Consider the following 15,571-nt stretch of genomic DNA (forward strand, 5'->3'; position numbering starts at 1 on the left):
TCTCTAAGCCGCGGTTTTCCGCGCCAGAGATTCAAACAGGGCGGCGCCGTCCGTGCCGCCCACCAAAGGATCGATCAGGTTCTCGGGGTGAGGCATCATCCCGAGAACATTGAATTTCTCGGAGTAGATACCGGCGATCGCATTGATCGAACCGTTCGGGCCGGCCTTCCCGACATCCCCGCTCGCATCGCAATAGCGAAAGGCGACGCGGCCATCGTCCTCAAGACGTTTCAGCGTTTCAGCGTCGGCAAGATAATTGCCGTCGCCATGGGCGACCGCAACTTCGATCACTTGGCCCTTATTATAGAGCGACGTGAACACCGTATCGTTGCGTTCGACGCGCAGATGCTGCGCGCGGCACACGAATTTCAGGTGCGAATTGCGCAGGAGAACGCCCGGCAGAAGCCCGCTTTCGACGAGAATCTGAAAGCCGTTGCAGATGCCGAGAACAAGCCCGCCCTTCGCGGCATGCGCACGGACGGCATCCATCACCGGCGAGCGCGCGGCAATCGCCCCGCAGCGCAGATAATCGCCGTAGGAAAACCCGCCGGGTAGAAGAACAATATCCGTACCTTTGGGAAGCGCGGTTTCGCCATGCCAGACGATAGCGGCGTCGGTGCCGCTCGCCTGCTTCAGCGCGCGCGCAGCATCGCGTTCGCGATTGGAGCCGGGAAACAGGATGACGGCGGATTTCAACCCGCGATCTCCACGCGATAGCTTTCGATCACCGTATTGGCGAGAAGCTTCTCGCACATCGCCTTGATATCGGCTTCGGCTTTCGCCTTGTCCGTACCTTCGAGTTCAAGGTCGAACACTTTGCCTTGGCGAACGCCGGCAACACCGCCGAAGCCGAGCGATTTCAGAGAACCTTCGATGGCCTTGCCCTGCGGGTCGAGAACGCTGGTCTTCAGCGTAACGATAACGCGCGCCTTCATCTCAACCCTTCACCAGAGTGGGGCCGGATTTGGCCACCGGGTTATCGCTTTCGGTGAGGATGCCGAGACGCCGCGCCACTTCGCTATAGGCCTCGACGAGACCGCCGAGATCGCGGCGGAAGCGATCCTTATCCATCTTCTCATTGGTCTTCATGTCCCACAGACGGCAGCTGTCGGGGCTGATCTCGTCGGCGACGACGATGCGGACCATATCGTTCTCCCACAGGCGTCCGCACTCCATCTTGAAATCGACAAGACGGATGCCGGCGCCGAGGAAGAGGCCGGAGAGGAAGTCGTTGACGCGGATCGCGAGCGACATGATGTCGTCGATCTCCTGCGGCGAGGCCCAGCCGAATGCCGTGATGTGCTCTTCGGACACCATCGGATCGCCGAGCGCATCGTTCTTGTAATAGAACTCGATGATCGAGCGCGGCAGCTGCGTGCCTTCTTCGATGCCAAGACGCGTCGACAGCGAGCCGGCGGCGACATTGCGCACAACGACTTCGAGCTGGATGATCTCGACTTCGCGGATCAGCTGCTCGCGCATGTTCAGGCGGCGCAGGAAATGCGTCGGCACGCCGATATCGTTGAGATTCTGGAAGATGTATTCCGAGATGCGGTTGTTGAGCACGCCCTTGCCATCGATGACATCGTGCTTCTTGGCGTTGAAGGCGGTCGCATCGTCCTTGAAGTGCTGGACAAGCGTTCCCGGCTCGGGACCCTCATAAAGGATCTTCGCCTTGCCCTCATAGATGCGGCGGCGGCGGTTCATCGGCGTGTTACCGTGTCTTGAGAAAGCCAATGGCGGGAGGAGCTGCCGAATCGGGTGTTCCGGCTGCATCCTCCCGCGCAGGGCGGAAACTATCTGATAGATGGGACCGATACAACGCGGCGGAAAGGCCCTTCCCCTACCCGTTGATTTGCACCCCGGCCCGGATTATCTCCACAGCCCACGGCATTGATTTCGAGGAGGAAACCATGACGACGTTCGACGACCGCGAGGCCGCCTTCGAGCGCAAATTCGTCCTCGATGAGGACCAGCGCTTCAGGGCTACCGCCCGCCGCAACCGCCTGCTCGGAGAATGGGCAGCCGCCAAGCAGGGCAAGTCCGGCGACGAGGCTGCCGCCTATGCCAAAACCGTGGTCGCGGCCGATTTTGCCGAAGCCGGCGATGAGGACGTGTTCAAAAAGGTACGGTCCGATCTTCCGGCCTCGGTCTCCGATGACGAGATCCGCAGCACCATGCTCGACCTCCTCGAAAAGGCTGCAACCGAGGTCAAGGCGGCGGGCTGAGCCTGCCTCTTTTCCGCCGCAAGATTGCGGAATTTCCTTCAAAATTCAGGACGTTCCGACGCATGCGCGGAACTGACGGGATGAGCCCACGTTGAGGTTCGAGTGCGCGCTTAAAGCCCGCACCGTTCAATCGACATGGAGGGAGTTCCCAATGGTTTCCCGCAAGACGACCATCAGCGCGGCAGCCTTGCTGCTGGCATCGGCCGGCGCGGCTGCCGCATTTCCGGCGACGGCGACGACCGATCTCAACGTGCGCTCGGGTCCGGGCACAGGCTATAGCGTGGTTGACCGGCTTGAGGCCGGCGACACGGTCGAAATCGTCGCAACGCGCGGCTCCTGGTATCAGACCGCCGAAGGCGGCTGGGCGAGCGGCAACTACTTCGACGCCGCCGGCGGCCCCGCGACCTATTACGGCGACAGCTATGGCAGCGACGATTACGGCCCCGTCGCCTTCTATTACGGCGAGGATCCCTACTACTGGGACAATGCCGGCTATTATTTCTACCTCGACGGCGGACGCCGCCATCGTGTCGGCTGGGACTGGTTCCGCGACCACGATCACAACCGTTTCCGCTGGGGTAATGCCAATTATCGCCGCGACTTCGAAAACCGCCGCGGCCAGTGGGACGGTCAGCGCAATGCGCGCGGCGAATGGGATGGCCAGCGGCGCGGTGGCGGCGATAGCCAGAACTGGGACGGGCGACGCGGCGACGGACAGGCTCGCATGGATGGGCAGCCGCGCGGCGACGGTCAGCAGAATTTCCGCCGCAACGACGGCGGCGTTTCTGCCGGCGCATCCGTGAGTGATCGCGGCCTGCAGGTTGAAGGCGAGCGCACTATGCGCAGCGGCCGCGCTTCGGCCGAACGTATCGAAGGTGGCGGCGGCCGCGGCGGACGCGGCGGCGACTTCGAGGGCGGCCGACGTGGCGGCGACGGCGGCCAGGGCGGCGGCGTTCCGTGGCGTCCCAATCAGGGCGGCGGCAACTAAGATCCGTCCTTACACATGAGAAAACCCGCCGGAGCGATCCGGCGGGTTTTTTGATTCAGCGCCGAATAGAGATCAGGCGCGGCCGAAGACGCGGCGGAAAATCGTATCGACGTGCTTGAAATGATAGCCGAGATCGAACAGCTCCTCGATCTCCTTGGCGGCGAGATATTTCGTCACGTCCTTGTCGGCCTTGAGCAGCGTCAGAAAATCGCCCTCGCCGCGCCAGACCGGCATGGCGTTGCGCTGCACGAGTGAATAGGCCTCTTCGCGGCTCGCGCCCTTTTGCGTCAGCGCCAGCAATACGCGCTGCGAATGGACGAGACCTCCGAGAAGATCGAGATTCTTCTGCATGCGCGCGGGATAGACGACGAGGTTTTCGACGACGCCGGCGAGCCGCGCCAGCGCGAAATCGAGCGTGATCGTCGCATCGGGGCCGATCATGCGCTCGACGGACGAGTGCGAAATATCGCGCTCGTGCCAGAGCGCGACGTTTTCCAGCGCCGGCACCGCATAGGCGCGCACCATGCGCGACAGACCGGTGAGGTTTTCGGTCAGAACCGGATTGCGCTTGTGCGGCATGGCGGACGAGCCCTTCTGGCCGGGCGAGAAATATTCCTCGGCTTCCAGAACTTCCGTCCGCTGCATATGGCGGACCTCGAGCGACAAATGCTCGACCGAGCTTGCAACGACGGCAAGCGCCGCAAAGAAGGCCGCGTGCCGGTCACGCGGGATCACCTGCGTCGACACCGGCTCGACTTCGAGGCCGAGCGCCTTGGCGACATGCTCTTCGACGCGCGGATCGATATTGGCGAATGTGCCGACGGCACCGGAAATGGCGCAGGTCGCGATCTCCTTGCGCGCTTCGACAAGGCGGCGTTTGGCGCGCGTGAACTCGGCGTAGTAGCCGGCAAGCTTCAGCCCGAAGGTCACGGGCTCGGCATGAATGCCGTGCGAGCGGCCGATGGCCGGCGTCATTTTGTGTTCGAAGGCGCGCTTTTCGATCGCCGCCAGAAGCTTGTCGACATCGGCGATAAGGATGTCGGCGGCGCGCGTCAGCTGAATGTTGAGGCAGGTGTCGAGAACGTCCGACGACGTCATGCCCTGATGGACGAAACGCGCATCCTCGCCGACGAATTCGGCAAGATGCGTCAGGAAGGCGATGACGTCGTGCTTGGTCTCGCGCTCGATCTCATCGATCCGCGCCGTGTTGAACTGCGCCTTACCGCCCTTCTCCCAGATCGTCTTGGCCGCCGATTTCGGAATCGTGCCGATCTCGGCGAGCGCGTCGGCGGCATGCGCCTCGATCTCGAACCAGATGCGGAAACGGGTTTCGGGCGTCCAGATGGCCGCCATTTCGGGACGTGAATAACGCGGGATCATGCTGCGTCCTTCGCCGCTTTGCGGATCGCTTCGATTTTTTCGGCATAACCCGTGCCGCCGGAATAGACGGCCGAACCGGCGACCATGACATTGCCGCCGGCTTTGGCGCAGGCGCCCGCCGTTTCTTTGGTGACGCCGCCGTCGATGACGATATCGACCGGGCGGCCTTCGAGCATTGTGCGGATTTCCGCGATCTTCGGCAGTACGGACTTGATGAAGCTCTGGCCGCCGAAGCCCGGATTGACCGTCATGACGAGGATGATGTCGAGATCGTCGAGCACATGGGCGAGCGATTCCGCCGGCGTTGCCGGGTTGATCGCAGCGCCCGCTTTCTTGCCAAGTTTACGGATGGCCTGAAGCGAGCGGTGCAGATGCGGGCCGGCTTCGGCATGCACCGTGATGTGGTCGGCGCCAGCCTGCGCAAAGGCTTCGAGATAGGGGTCTGCCGGGGAAATCATGAGATGCACGTCGAGCGGCTTTTTCGTGTGGCGGCGCACCGCCCGCACGACTTCCGGCCCGTAGGAGATGTTCGGCACGAAATGGCCGTCCATCACGTCGAGATGGATCCAGTCGGCCCCGGCTTTGTCCACGGCCTCAACCTCCTCGCCGAACCGCGCAAAATCGGCGGCAAGGATCGAGGGCGCAATCAGTATGTCCGGCATGCGGGCGAAATAGCATGGCAGGCCCAGAGGCGCCACTTTTACCCCTGTTCATCCTCAACGGGTTTTTGCCCGTCTTCTTCAGAGGCTTTCAGTTTCCGCCTGTCCCGCCGCGAAGGCCCGCGCGGCCCCTCTTCCAGGGCGGCAATCACCCCGTGAAGGGTCCGGAGATCAGCCTCTGAGAGCCCCAGCCGGTGGAAGATGTTCCTGAGGTTGCGGACCATGATCGGCTTTCGGTCCTCGGGGTTGAAAAAGCCGGCCCGTGCCAGCGCCTCCTCGATATGGGCGAAGAAGGCGTTGAGGTGCTGTTTCTCGGCCAAAGGCGAATGGGACGGCATGTCGAAGGGCAAGGACCCGTCTTCGGCCTTGAACCATTCATAGCCGACCAGCAGCACCGCCTGGCTGAGATTGAGGCTGCGGAATTTCGGCGAGACCGGGAAAGTCAGCACCCGGTCGGCGCGCGAGACCTCGTCGTTTTCAAGCCCGGTCCGCTCGCGGCCGAAGAGAACGCCCGATTTTGTGCCGCCCGCCCCGGCGGCGCGCATAAGGCTCACGGCTTCAGCGGGGCCGTCGACGGGCTTCGCTTGGCCGCGCTCGCGCGCCGTCGTTGCGAAGAGAAGGCCGAGATCGGCGACCGCCTCCTCGACGCTGTCGAACACCCGCGCCGCGTCCAGAACCTGGACGGCCCCGGAGGCCATCGCCACGGCTTTGGGATGCGGAAACTTCGTCTGCGGTTTGACGATGCGAAGATCGGTCAGGCCGAAATTGGTCATTGCCCGGGAGGCCGCGCCGATATTTTCCGGCATTTGCGGTTCAACGAGAATGATGGCGGGGGCCGTTGTCATAGTCCCCCTCTAGCCCATCCCCTGCCGGCCCGCAAAACCGGCCCGAAAAGCTGCAGGCCGCATCCCTTTTCGCCTGCCCGCTTTTCTTTTGAGCAGCGAGCAGCGAGGATGCGCCCTTCAGCGATGGAAGGCTCCCAACAACACTGAGGCGTTCAGGTCATGGCGAAAATCAAGGTTGTGAACCCGGTGGTCGAACTCGACGGCGACGAGATGACCCGGATCATCTGGCAGTTCATCAAGGACAAGCTGATCCATCCCTATCTCGACATCACGCTCGAATATTACGATCTCGGCGTGGAATACCGCGACAAGACCTCCGATCAGGTCACGGTCGATGCGGCCAACGCCATCAAGAAGCACGGCGTCGGCGTCAAATGCGCAACGATCACGCCGGACGCCGATCGCGTGACGGAATTCAACCTCAAGGAAATGTGGAAGTCGCCGAACGGCACGATCCGCAACATTCTCGGCGGCGTGATTTTCCGCGAGCCGATCATCTGCAAAAACGTGCCGCGCCTTGTGCCGGGCTGGACGCAGCCGATCATCATCGGCCGCCATGCCTATGGCGATCAGTACCGCGCCACCGATTTCAAATTCCCGAGCAAGGGCACGCTGACGATCAAATTCGTCGGCGACGACGGCAAGGTGATCGAGAAAGAGGTCTTCAAAGCACCGGGCGCCGGCATCTCGCTGTCGATGTACAATCTCGACGACTCGATCAAGGAATTCGCCCGCGCTTCCTTCAATTACGGGCTCAACCGTAATTACCCGGTCTACCTCTCCACCAAGGACACGATTCTCAAAATCTATGACGGACGCTTCCGCGAAATCTTCCAGGAGATCTACGACGCCGAATTCAAAGCGGAGTTCGAGAAGAAGAAGATCCATTACGAGCACCGCCTCATCGACGACATGGTGGCCTCGGCGCTGAAATGGTCGGGCGGCTATGTCTGGGCCTGCAAAAACTACGATGGCGACGTGCAGTCCGACACGGTGGCGCAGGGCTTCGGCTCGCTCGGCCTCATGACCTCGGTGCTGATGACGCCCGACGGCAAGACGGTCGAGTCCGAAGCCGCACACGGCACGGTGACGCGTCATTACCGCGAGCATCAGAAAGGCCGCGAAACCTCGACCAATTCCATGGCCTCGATCTTCGCCTGGACGCGCGGTCTTGCCCATCGCGCGAAACTCGACAACACGCCCGAGCTCGCAAAGTTTGCGAAGACCCTGGAGAAGGTCTGCGTCGACACCGTCGAGTCCGGTTTCATGACCAAGGATCTCGCGCTCCTGGTCGGCCCCGATCAGAAATGGCTGTCGACCACGGGCTTCCTCGACAAGATCGACGAGAATCTCAAAAAAGCGATGGCGGGATGAGCGATGCGGAAGATCCGCTGCTCGACGACGATACGCCGGACGACCCGGTCACCGTCGAGCGGCGGATCGATGAGCTGCTTGCTGCGGCCTTTGCCGGCCGCGGCGAGATCTTCGCCAATGAGGACGCCGCGCACCTCGCAGTATCGAAGAAGGCTGCGGACCGTCTCGTCGAACTCAAACTCGCGCGCTTTTCCGGTGAGGGCCGCACCCGCGTTGAGGTGACGAATGCCGGGCGCTATTGGGCGCTGAACGGCGGCTATATGGGCTTTCTGAAAGAGATTCCGCCCGGCGGCGGAGGCGGCGGCGGCCGCAACCAGAACCCGGAATTCCAGGCGCTGCGCATGAATTATATGAAGCTCAGGCTGAACACGTTCTGGCTCAGCTTCGGCCTGTCGATTGCCGGCTTTATCATTTCAATGATTTCGCTGGCCGTCGCGGCGCTGACCGGCCAGACATTCTTTCACCGCTGATTTCAGTTCTGCGCCGAGCCGATCCACCAGACATTGCCGGCGATATCTTTGACGCCGCCGCGGCGCTCGCCATGGAGCTGATCCTTCGGCTCGTCGAACGATGTCGCGCCGTGCTCGATTGCACGATGGTAGGTGCCGTCGACATCGTCGACATAGACATGCAGCCAGGCCGGGAAAGACGGAAACTCTTCGGTGCCGTCGGCGATCATGATCGTCGAATCGCCGAGACGGACGGAGGCGTGCATCAGCGTGCCGTCGGCACGGTCATGTCTGAGGATGATCTCGCCGCCAAACGCGTCGCGCATGAAATCAAGAATACGCGGTGCATCATAGGCCATCACATAGGCCGAAACTTTCGCGTGCCCGTCCCGCTGTGCCATGTCGAACTCCTCGCCTCGAGTCGACGCACAAATTAATCCAGCCTTGTGGAAGGACGATGACTTCGCTTAAGCGCGGAGCTGCTTTTCGACGGCCGCGAGCGCGGCATCAGCCTTCGCACCGTCCGGTCCGCCGGCCTGCGCCATGTCGGGACGTCCGCCGCCGCCTTTGCCGCCGAGGGCCTCGGCTGCGGCGCGCACCAGATCGACGGCGTTGTTCTTCGCAACGACATCTTCCGTAACGCCGACAACGATCGATGCGCGGTTTTCCTCATCGACGGCGATGAAGGAAATCACGCCCGAGCCGAGCTTCTTCTTGGCATCGTCGACCATGCCCTTGAGGTCTTTGGCGGGAATGCCCTTCAGCACGCGGCCAAGGAATTTGACGCCGCCGACATCCTTCACATCCTCGGATGCGCCTTCGCCGCCACCACCACCGAGCGCCAGTTTTTTGCGCGCATCGGTCAGCTCCCGTTCCATCTTCTTGCGCTCATCGAGCAGCGCCGACAGACGCGCCGGAGCATCGGCCAGCGGAACCTTCAACAGCGAAGTGATCTCATCGAGCGCGCGGCTTTCCTCGCGCAGCAGGCGGCGCGCGGCCTCGCCGGTCGCAGCTTCCAGACGGCGGACGCCGCCGGCAACACCGCTTTCGCCGGTAATCGCCACAAGGCCGATATCCCCCGTGCGGCCGACATGCGTGCCGCCGCACAACTCGATCGAGAAGGCCTTCGGCGCACCGCCATCGCGGTCGGTGCCCATGGACACGACGCGCACTTCATCACCGTATTTTTCGCCGAACAGAGCGCGGGCGCCCGACGCCACCGCATCGTCGACGGCCATGAGTTTGGTCACGACCGGCTCGTTCTGCAGAACGAATTTATTGGCGATGCTTTCGATCTCGGCGAGTTCGTCTGCAGAAATCGGTTTCGTATGCGAGAAGTCGAAGCGCAGACGGTCGGGTGCAACGAGCGAGCCCTTCTGCGCAACATGATCGCCGAGCACGCGGCGCAGCGCCTCGTGCAGAAGATGCGTCGCCGAATGATTGGCGCGGATCGAGGTGCGGCGGGCATGGTCGACTTTGAGTTCGAGCGCGGCGCCCGGCGCGACATCGCCCTTCGACACCGTCACCGCATGAACGAAGACGCCATCGGCGCGCTTTTGCGTATCGGTGACGGTGAGCGCGATGCCCGCGCCGGTCATCTCGCCGCGGTCGCCCTGCTGGCCGCCGCTTTCAGCATAGAACGGCGTCTGGTTGAGAACGACGAAACCGCTCTCCCCGGCTTTGAGGCTCGGCACTTCCTTGCCATCCTTGACGACGGCGGTGACGACGCCTTCCGCGACTTCGGTGTCATAGCCGAGAAATTCCGTGGCGCCGGCCTTGTCGCGCACCGAAAACCAGACGGTTTCGGTCGCGGCCTCGCCCGAGCCCGCCCAGTTCTTGCGCGCTTCGGTGCGCTGCTTGTCCATCGCGGTCTCAAAGCCCGCGGTATCGACAAGGATTTCGCGGCCACGCAGCGCGTCCTGCGTCAGATCGAGCGGGAAGCCATAGGTGTCGTGCAGCTTGAACGCGACATCACCCGACAGCGTGTCGCCCTTTTTCAACTTCGAGCTCTCCTCGTCGAGGATCGCAAGGCCTTTGGCGAGGGTCTTGCGGAAACGCGACTCCTCGAGCTTCAGCGTTTCCGAGATCAGAGCTTCGGACTGGGTGAGTTCGGGATAGGCCGAGCCCATTTCGCGCACGAGCGCTGGGACAAGCTTGAACATCACCGGATCTTTGGCGCCGAGAAGTTCGGCATGGCGCATGGCGCGGCGCATGATGCGGCGCAGGACGTAACCACGGCCCTCATTCGAGGGCAGCACGCCGTCGGCAACGAGGAAGGCAGAGGCGCGCAAATGGTCGGCGATGACACGGTGGCTCGGCCGGCGCGGACCTTCGGCATCGACGCCGATGGCCTCGACCGAGGCGCGGATCAGTCCACGGAAAAGATCGGTGTCGTAATTCGAATGCACGCCCTGCATGACGGCAGCCATGCGCTCAAGGCCCATGCCGGTATCGATCGAGGGACGCGGCAGGTTTACGCGCTCTTCGGGCGTCACCTGTTCGTACTGCATGAAGACGAGGTTCCAGAATTCGAGGAACCTATCGCCGTCCTGATCGGGACTGCCGGGCGGGCCGCCCTGCAGCTTGTCGCCCTGGTCGATGAAGATTTCCGAACATGGGCCGCAAGGACCGGTATCGCCCATCGCCCAGAAATTGTCGGAGGTCGGAATGCGGATGATGCGGCTGTCGGGAAGACCCGCGATCTTCTTCCACAAGCCGAAGGCTTCATCATCGGTGTGGTAGACGGTGACGAGAAGCTTATCCTTCGGAAGGTCGAAGGTCTTCGTGCACAGCGTCCAGGCAAGTTCGATCGCCCGTTCCTTGAAGTAATCGCCGAACGAGAAATTGCCCATCATCTCGAAAAAGGTGTGATGGCGCGCGGTGTAGCCGACATTCTCAAGATCGTTGTGCTTGCCGCCGGCGCGCACGCATTTCTGCGCGGTCGTCGCCGTCGAATAGGGCCGCTTCTCGACGCCGGTGAAGACGTTCTTGAACTGCACCATGCCGGCATTGGTGAACATCAAGGTCGGGTCGTTGCGCGGCACAAGCGGCGAGGACGGCACGATCTGGTGCCCCTCTTTCGCGAAGTATTCGAGAAAGGCCGATCTGATCTCGTTGACGCTGCTCATCAATGCCGCTCGTAAAAACCCAGTCCCGCCCCGCTTTTAAGAGGGGCCCCGGGCTGTCTTAACGGCGGGTCGAAGGCCTGTCTAGGAAAGGCGGCCCGCTCCGGTTCCCCCTCCCCAATACCATCATGCCCGGCACCCTTTCAGGCCCGGGCAATCCAGCGCGGAGGAGGACTGGATGGCCGCGGAGGGCGGCCATGATGGTGTGTGGACGATTAGGCCTCGGGGTCGCCATCGTCCTCGGGCTCCGGGGCGCCCTCTTCCAGGATTTTTTCGGCCAGAACACCGGCATTCTGGCGGATCAGACCTTCGATTTTCTTGGCCACATCCGGATTGTCCTTGAGGAAGGTTTTCGCGTTTTCGCGGCCCTGCCCCAGGCGCTGGCTGTCATAGGAGAACCAGGCGCCGGACTTCTCGACGATGCCGGCCTTGATGCCAAGATCGATGAGCTCGCCGGTCTTGGAGACGCCTTCGCCATACATGATGTCGAATTCGACCTGTTTGAACGGCGGGGCGACCTTGTTCTTGACGACCTTGACACGGGTCTGGTTGCCAACGACTTCGTCGCGATCCTTGATGGCGCCGATGCGGCGGATATCGAGGCGGACGGAGGCATAGAATTTCAGGGCGTTGCCGCCGGTCGTCGTTTCCGGCGAGCCGTACATGACGCCGATCTTCATGCGGATCTGGTTGATGAAGATGACGAGCGTGTTGGAGCGGGCGATCGAGGACGTCAGCTTGCGCAGCGCCTGGCTCATCAGGCGGGCCTGCTGACCGGGCTGAACCTCGCCCATTTCGCCTTCGAGTTCGGACCGCGGCACAAGCGCGGCGACCGAGTCGACGACGACGATATCGACGGCGCCGGAGCGGACCAGAGTGTCCACAATCTCAAGCGCCTGTTCGCCGGCATCCGGCTGCGAGATCAGAAGGTCGTCGAGATTGACGCCGAGTTTCTTGGCGTAGATGGCGTCGAGCGCGTGTTCGGCATCGACAAAAGCGCAGACCCCGCCCTTTTTCTGGGCCTCGGCCACCGTGTGAAGGGCGAGCGTGGTCTTGCCCGAGCTTTCCGGACCGTAGATTTCGACCACCCGGCCCTTCGGCAGGCCGCCGACGCCGAGCGCGACGTCAAGGCCGAGCGAGCCGGTCGAGATCGTCTCGATTTCGAGGACTTCGCGGGCGCCCAAACGCATGATCGAGCCCTTGCCGAAATTGCGTTCGATCTGGGCAAGCGCAGCATCCAGCGCCTTGGATTTATTGGCGTCTGCCACTTCTACGACCTTAAGATTCGCCGATGATGCCACGGTGGTAACCCTTCTCCGCCTCGCAGGGAATTGCGATGAAGGGGACTGTACTCATTTTGTTCTCATTTGCAAGTCTGTTCTCGTTTTGTGCGTGGATTTCTTGCGGCCTAGGACGTCGCCAGTTTCATGAGAACAAGACCGGACAGGATCAGGGGACGCGGCGAAAAGGCGAAGCCCGCCAGCGGCTTCGCCAAGCACGAAGACGCCGACAGCAAAGGCGCCGAGCGCGCCGATGCCGGTCCAAATCGTATAGGCGGTTCCGAGTGGCAAAGTTCTCATCGCCACTGCCAGAAGCCCGAAACTGCCGGCCATCGTAAGAAGCGTGATGAGCGCAGGGGTGAGCCGGGTGAAGCCGTGCGACTGCTTCATAAAATACGCCCAGACGATTTCGAGGGCGCCGGCGAGAACAAGGATGACCCAGGCCATGACTGGCTCCGAAGCGGGTCGTCCCGGACGATTTTAAGGGGAGCGAGGGGCCGTCCCCTCACACTCTATATATGTGGGACAGGCGGGATGGGGTTCAAGCTGCAGCTCTCTCCCTCTCCCCGCCGCGGGGGAGAGGGTCGGGGTGAGGGGCAAGCGCCAGTAGACCCCCCTCACCCGGACCGCTACGCGGTCTCGGCCTCTCCCCGTTTCACGGGGAGAGGCAAATTAGCTCGGCATCGTGTCCTTCACCGCCTGGACGAGATCCTTCAGGGCGAAGGGTTTCGGCAGGAAGGCAAAAGTCTCGTCTTCGGCGAGGTTCTTCTTGAAGGCGTCTTCGGCATAACCCGAGACGAAGATGATCTTGATGGCCGGATTGCGCTTGCGCAGTTCCTTCAGAAGCGTCGGGCCGTCCATTTCCGGCATCACGACGTCGGAAACGACGAGGTCGATGCCGCCCGCCTTCTCATCGATCAGGCTCAGTGCCTCGACCCCCGAATTGGCCGACAGCACCGAATAGCCACGCGATTCGAGGGCACGAGTCGCAAAGCTGCGCACCGCGTCCTCATCCTCGACGAGGAGAACGGTGCCCTGCCCGGTCATGTCTCGCGCGGCCGAGGTCTCGGTCACGGGTTTGGCGGCTGGCGCCTCCACTTCGACCGCGTCATGGCGCGGCAGGAAGATACGGAACACCGTGCCGCGGCCGACGACCGAGTCGCAGAAGATGAACCCTTCCGTCTGTTTGACGATGCCGTAGACGGTCGAGAGTCCAAGGCCCGTGCCCTTGCCGACCTCTTTCGTGGAGAAGAACGGCTCGAAGATCTTTTCGCGGATATGGTCGGGGATGCCGGTGCCGGTATCCTCGACCTCGACCAGAACCCAATCGGCGGCCGGCAGCAGCGGCTTGCCGAAATGGCCAACCTCGCTTGCCCCGACATTCCTCGTCCGGATCGTCACCTTGCCGCCTTCGGGCATGGCATCGCGCGCATTGACGACGAGGTTCACGACGACCTGTTCGAACTGGCTGTTGTCGACCTTCACCAGCCACAGATCGCGGCCGTGATTGACGTCGAGTTCGACTTTCTCTCCCAACAGGCGCGCCAGCATCATTCGGAGATCGGTCAGAACATCACCGAGACCGAGCACCTGCGGACGCAGCGTCTGGCGGCGCGAGAAGGCCAGAAGATGCTTCACAAGCCCCGCCGCCCGGTTGGCGTTGTGCTTGATCTGCATGATGTCCTGGAAGGACGGGTCGGTCTGCTTGTGCGACAGAAGCAGAAGATCGGCATGGCCGATGATTGCGGTCAGCACATTGTTGAAGTCGTGGGCGATGCCGCCGGCCAGCTGGCCGACCATTTCCATCTTCTGCGCCTGAATGACCTGGCCTTCGAGCGCCCGCTGCTCGGTCGTGTCGAGCGCATAGAGAATCGCGGCCTCACCGTCCGGATCGTCCTCGTCGCGGGCGGCTTCCATGGCCGAGAAGTAGAAACGGACGGAGGCGCCGCCATCGCCGTCGATGAGGCCCTCGACCGGCTTGATGTCGCTCTGGCCGGCGACGGCGCGCTTCAACGCCTCGCCCAGCGGGCTGCGCCCGGCCTCGGCCACGGCCGAGAGAATGTCGCGGTTCTCGCCCTTCATCGCGTCGCCGAAGAGGCGCGCGAAACTGGCATTGGTGCGTTTTACGCGGCCGGATTTATCAACCGTCGCAATGGCTATCGGTGTCGTGTTGAAGAAGCGCGCGAACTCGACCTGCGCATCGCGCAGCGGATCGTGGACGCCGCGGGCGCGCGAGCGGTCGAGCACAAGGGTCTTTGACGGCCCCGCCGTGCCGTCCGGCGCATAGGCGATCTTGTGGAGGATGCGGACCGGGAAGCTCTGGCCGGACCGGGTCTTGAGATCGAGATCGAGCGCTTCGGTTTTGACCGTGCCGCCCGCCCCCGAAAGAGTTGACAGCAAGGATGCGCCGTCGCCGGCAAAGACGTCGGAAAGCTTCAGCGCCCCCGCCCCGACCTGGCCGAGATCATGGCCCAGCCAATCGGCGAGCGTCGCATTCATATAGCCGATCGTGCCGTCGGTTTCGGCCGAGAAGAACCCGGCCGGCGCATGATCCAAGTAATCGATGGCGTGCTGCAATTCCTGGAAGACGTTTTCCTGCCGCTCGCGCTCGCGCGAGACATCGACGACGCTCCAGACCGAGAGCGGCTTTTTGAACCCGGGCTGTTCCAGTGGGCGCACGCGGATGCGAAACCAGGCCGGAACGCCGCGCGGCCCGGAGCCGACGCGAAATTCTTCCTGCAGCCTTTTGCCTTCCCGCGCCGCCTGCGACAGGCGGTAGATGGCCTCGGCCACATCGGGATCGGAGGCGAAGATGCGCTCGACCGAGCGGACATGGGCCGGATCGTCGACACCCGTCAAAGTGAGATAGGCGCGGTTGACGAAGACGATCTCGCCTTCGCTTGAGGAAACGATCAGCCCCTCCTCCGCCGCGCCGAGGAGGATGCGAGCGAAATCATTGTCTTTCCTGCGCGTGCCGAAGCGCAAGATGCCGATGGCGATGGCAAACAGCGCAAAAATGCCGATGGCCGCCAGAACCGCGAGGAAGATCAGGATGTAGACGCCCGCGCTCTCGCCGCCGACGAAAGTCAGCCCGAGTGCTGCGCCGACGAGGCTCCCGGCGAGCGCCAGAACGGCCTTGATGTTTCCGGGAGGGTCAGTGCGATCGATGGGGGCGTCGAAGCCGCCCACGCGCGAATCGGTTTTTGCCACACCTGCCTCCAACGGCGGAGAGTGGTCGTGGAG

Annotated in this window: 14 protein-coding genes and 1 pseudogene; 4 read left to right on the plus strand and 11 right to left on the minus strand. The window is 62.6% G+C overall.

Annotated elements, in window-relative coordinates; all coding sequences use genetic code 11:
• Positions 1 to 3: 3 nt before the first annotated feature.
• The 3 genes from purQ to purC are packed head-to-tail and all read right to left on the minus strand — an operon-like array spanning position 4 to position 1,707.
• Positions 4 to 696 carry a phosphoribosylformylglycinamidine synthase subunit PurQ gene (gene purQ, locus IZ6_RS11630; protein ID WP_222875218.1) on the minus strand — a complete coding sequence of 231 codons (693 nt, stop codon included), beginning with the start codon at positions 694 to 696 and terminating at the stop codon, positions 4 to 6.
• On the minus strand, positions 693 to 935 hold the full coding sequence (purS, locus tag IZ6_RS11635; RefSeq protein ID WP_222875219.1) for a phosphoribosylformylglycinamidine synthase subunit PurS: 243 nt from the start codon (positions 933 to 935) through the stop codon (positions 693 to 695). Before purS ends, purQ begins: the two co-directional genes overlap by 4 nt.
• A gap of 1 nt (position 936) precedes the next feature.
• Positions 937 to 1,707, minus strand: a complete 771-nt coding sequence (purC, locus tag IZ6_RS11640) for a phosphoribosylaminoimidazolesuccinocarboxamide synthase (RefSeq protein ID WP_222875220.1) — start codon at positions 1,705 to 1,707, stop codon at positions 937 to 939.
• 206 nt (positions 1,708 to 1,913) lie between these two features.
• Here purC and IZ6_RS11645 point away from each other — a divergent pair, with 206 nt between their 5' ends.
• Positions 1,914 to 2,228, plus strand: coding sequence for a DUF1476 domain-containing protein (locus IZ6_RS11645; RefSeq protein WP_222875221.1), 315 nt, complete (start codon positions 1,914 to 1,916; stop codon positions 2,226 to 2,228).
• Positions 2,229 to 2,379: 151 nt separating this feature from the next.
• The gene (locus tag IZ6_RS11650) at positions 2,380 to 3,216 is read left to right on the plus strand and encodes an SH3 domain-containing protein (protein WP_222875222.1); all 837 of its coding nucleotides are present in this window, start codon (positions 2,380 to 2,382) and stop codon (positions 3,214 to 3,216) included.
• Between the two features lie 72 nt (positions 3,217 to 3,288).
• Here the strand turns inward: IZ6_RS11650 and purB are convergent, their stop codons facing one another.
• Genes purB through IZ6_RS11665 form a run of 3 tightly spaced genes read right to left on the minus strand, consistent with a single transcriptional unit; the run spans position 3,289 to position 6,100 of the window.
• On the minus strand, positions 3,289 to 4,596 hold the full coding sequence (gene purB, locus IZ6_RS11655) for an adenylosuccinate lyase (protein WP_222875223.1): 1,308 nt from the start codon (positions 4,594 to 4,596) through the stop codon (positions 3,289 to 3,291).
• A complete protein-coding gene (gene rpe / locus IZ6_RS11660) occupies positions 4,593 to 5,258 on the minus strand; it encodes a ribulose-phosphate 3-epimerase (RefSeq protein WP_222877620.1) in 666 nt (221 codons plus the stop codon). Before rpe ends, purB begins: the two co-directional genes overlap by 4 nt.
• A 38-nt stretch (positions 5,259 to 5,296) precedes the next feature.
• On the minus strand, positions 5,297 to 6,100 hold the full coding sequence (locus IZ6_RS11665; RefSeq protein ID WP_222875224.1) for an RNA methyltransferase: 804 nt from the start codon (positions 6,098 to 6,100) through the stop codon (positions 5,297 to 5,299).
• A gap of 159 nt (positions 6,101 to 6,259) precedes the next feature.
• On the opposite strand from IZ6_RS11665, the gene IZ6_RS11670 reads away from it, so the two are divergent.
• Entirely contained in the window at positions 6,260 to 7,474 is a 1,215-nt protein-coding gene (locus tag IZ6_RS11670; RefSeq protein ID WP_222875225.1) for an NADP-dependent isocitrate dehydrogenase, read from the plus strand.
• Positions 7,471 to 7,944 (plus strand): hypothetical protein, encoded by a 474-nt coding sequence (locus tag IZ6_RS11675; protein ID WP_222875226.1) that lies wholly within the window; start codon positions 7,471 to 7,473, stop codon positions 7,942 to 7,944. The genes IZ6_RS11670 and IZ6_RS11675 overlap by 4 nt, the downstream gene beginning before the upstream one ends.
• 2 nt (positions 7,945 to 7,946) lie before the next feature.
• Here IZ6_RS11675 and IZ6_RS11680 read toward each other — a convergent pair whose 3' ends face one another.
• The 5 genes and pseudogenes from IZ6_RS11680 to cckA all read right to left on the minus strand — a co-directional run bounded on the left by IZ6_RS11680 (position 7,947) and on the right by cckA (position 15,538).
• On the minus strand, positions 7,947 to 8,324 hold the full coding sequence (locus tag IZ6_RS11680) for a VOC family protein (protein WP_222875227.1): 378 nt from the start codon (positions 8,322 to 8,324) through the stop codon (positions 7,947 to 7,949).
• Positions 8,325 to 8,390: 66 nt separating this feature from the next.
• Positions 8,391 to 11,051 (minus strand): alanine--tRNA ligase, encoded by a 2,661-nt coding sequence (gene alaS, locus IZ6_RS11685; protein ID WP_222875228.1) that lies wholly within the window; start codon positions 11,049 to 11,051, stop codon positions 8,391 to 8,393.
• A gap of 212 nt (positions 11,052 to 11,263) precedes the next feature.
• Entirely contained in the window at positions 11,264 to 12,316 is a 1,053-nt protein-coding gene (recA, locus tag IZ6_RS11690; protein WP_263971494.1) for a recombinase RecA, read from the minus strand.
• 140 nt (positions 12,317 to 12,456) lie between these two features.
• Positions 12,457 to 12,775: pseudogene (locus IZ6_RS11695) on the minus strand (DMT family transporter).
• 225 nt (positions 12,776 to 13,000) lie between these two features.
• A complete protein-coding gene (gene cckA / locus IZ6_RS11700) occupies positions 13,001 to 15,538 on the minus strand; it encodes a cell cycle histidine kinase CckA (RefSeq protein ID WP_225873896.1) in 2,538 nt (845 codons plus the stop codon).
• Positions 15,539 to 15,571: the final 33 nt, after the last annotated feature.

Origin of the sequence: Terrihabitans soli (assembly GCF_014191545.1) — a bacterium.
Taxonomy (GTDB): domain Bacteria; phylum Pseudomonadota; class Alphaproteobacteria; order Rhizobiales; family Methylopilaceae; genus Flaviflagellibacter; species Flaviflagellibacter soli.

Coding starts and splice junctions, on each gene's coding strand:
- IZ6_RS11650 (WP_222875222.1), top strand. CDS start 2,380: ATGGTTTCCCGCAAGACGACCATCAGCGCGGCAGCCTTGCTGCTGGCA.
- rpe (WP_222877620.1), bottom strand. CDS start 5,258: ATGCCGGACATACTGATTGCGCCCTCGATCCTTGCCGCCGATTTTGCG.
- IZ6_RS11665 (WP_222875224.1), bottom strand. CDS start 6,100: ATGACAACGGCCCCCGCCATCATTCTCGTTGAACCGCAAATGCCGGAA.
- IZ6_RS11670 (WP_222875225.1), top strand. CDS start 6,260: ATGGCGAAAATCAAGGTTGTGAACCCGGTGGTCGAACTCGACGGCGAC.
- purS (WP_222875219.1), bottom strand. CDS start 935: ATGAAGGCGCGCGTTATCGTTACGCTGAAGACCAGCGTTCTCGACCCG.
- purC (WP_222875220.1), bottom strand. CDS start 1,707: ATGAACCGCCGCCGCCGCATCTATGAGGGCAAGGCGAAGATCCTTTAT.
- purB (WP_222875223.1), bottom strand. CDS start 4,596: ATGATCCCGCGTTATTCACGTCCCGAAATGGCGGCCATCTGGACGCCC.
- alaS (WP_222875228.1), bottom strand. CDS start 11,051: ATGAGCAGCGTCAACGAGATCAGATCGGCCTTTCTCGAATACTTCGCG.
- IZ6_RS11645 (WP_222875221.1), top strand. CDS start 1,914: ATGACGACGTTCGACGACCGCGAGGCCGCCTTCGAGCGCAAATTCGTC.
- IZ6_RS11675 (WP_222875226.1), top strand. CDS start 7,471: ATGAGCGATGCGGAAGATCCGCTGCTCGACGACGATACGCCGGACGAC.
- IZ6_RS11680 (WP_222875227.1), bottom strand. CDS start 8,324: ATGGCACAGCGGGACGGGCACGCGAAAGTTTCGGCCTATGTGATGGCC.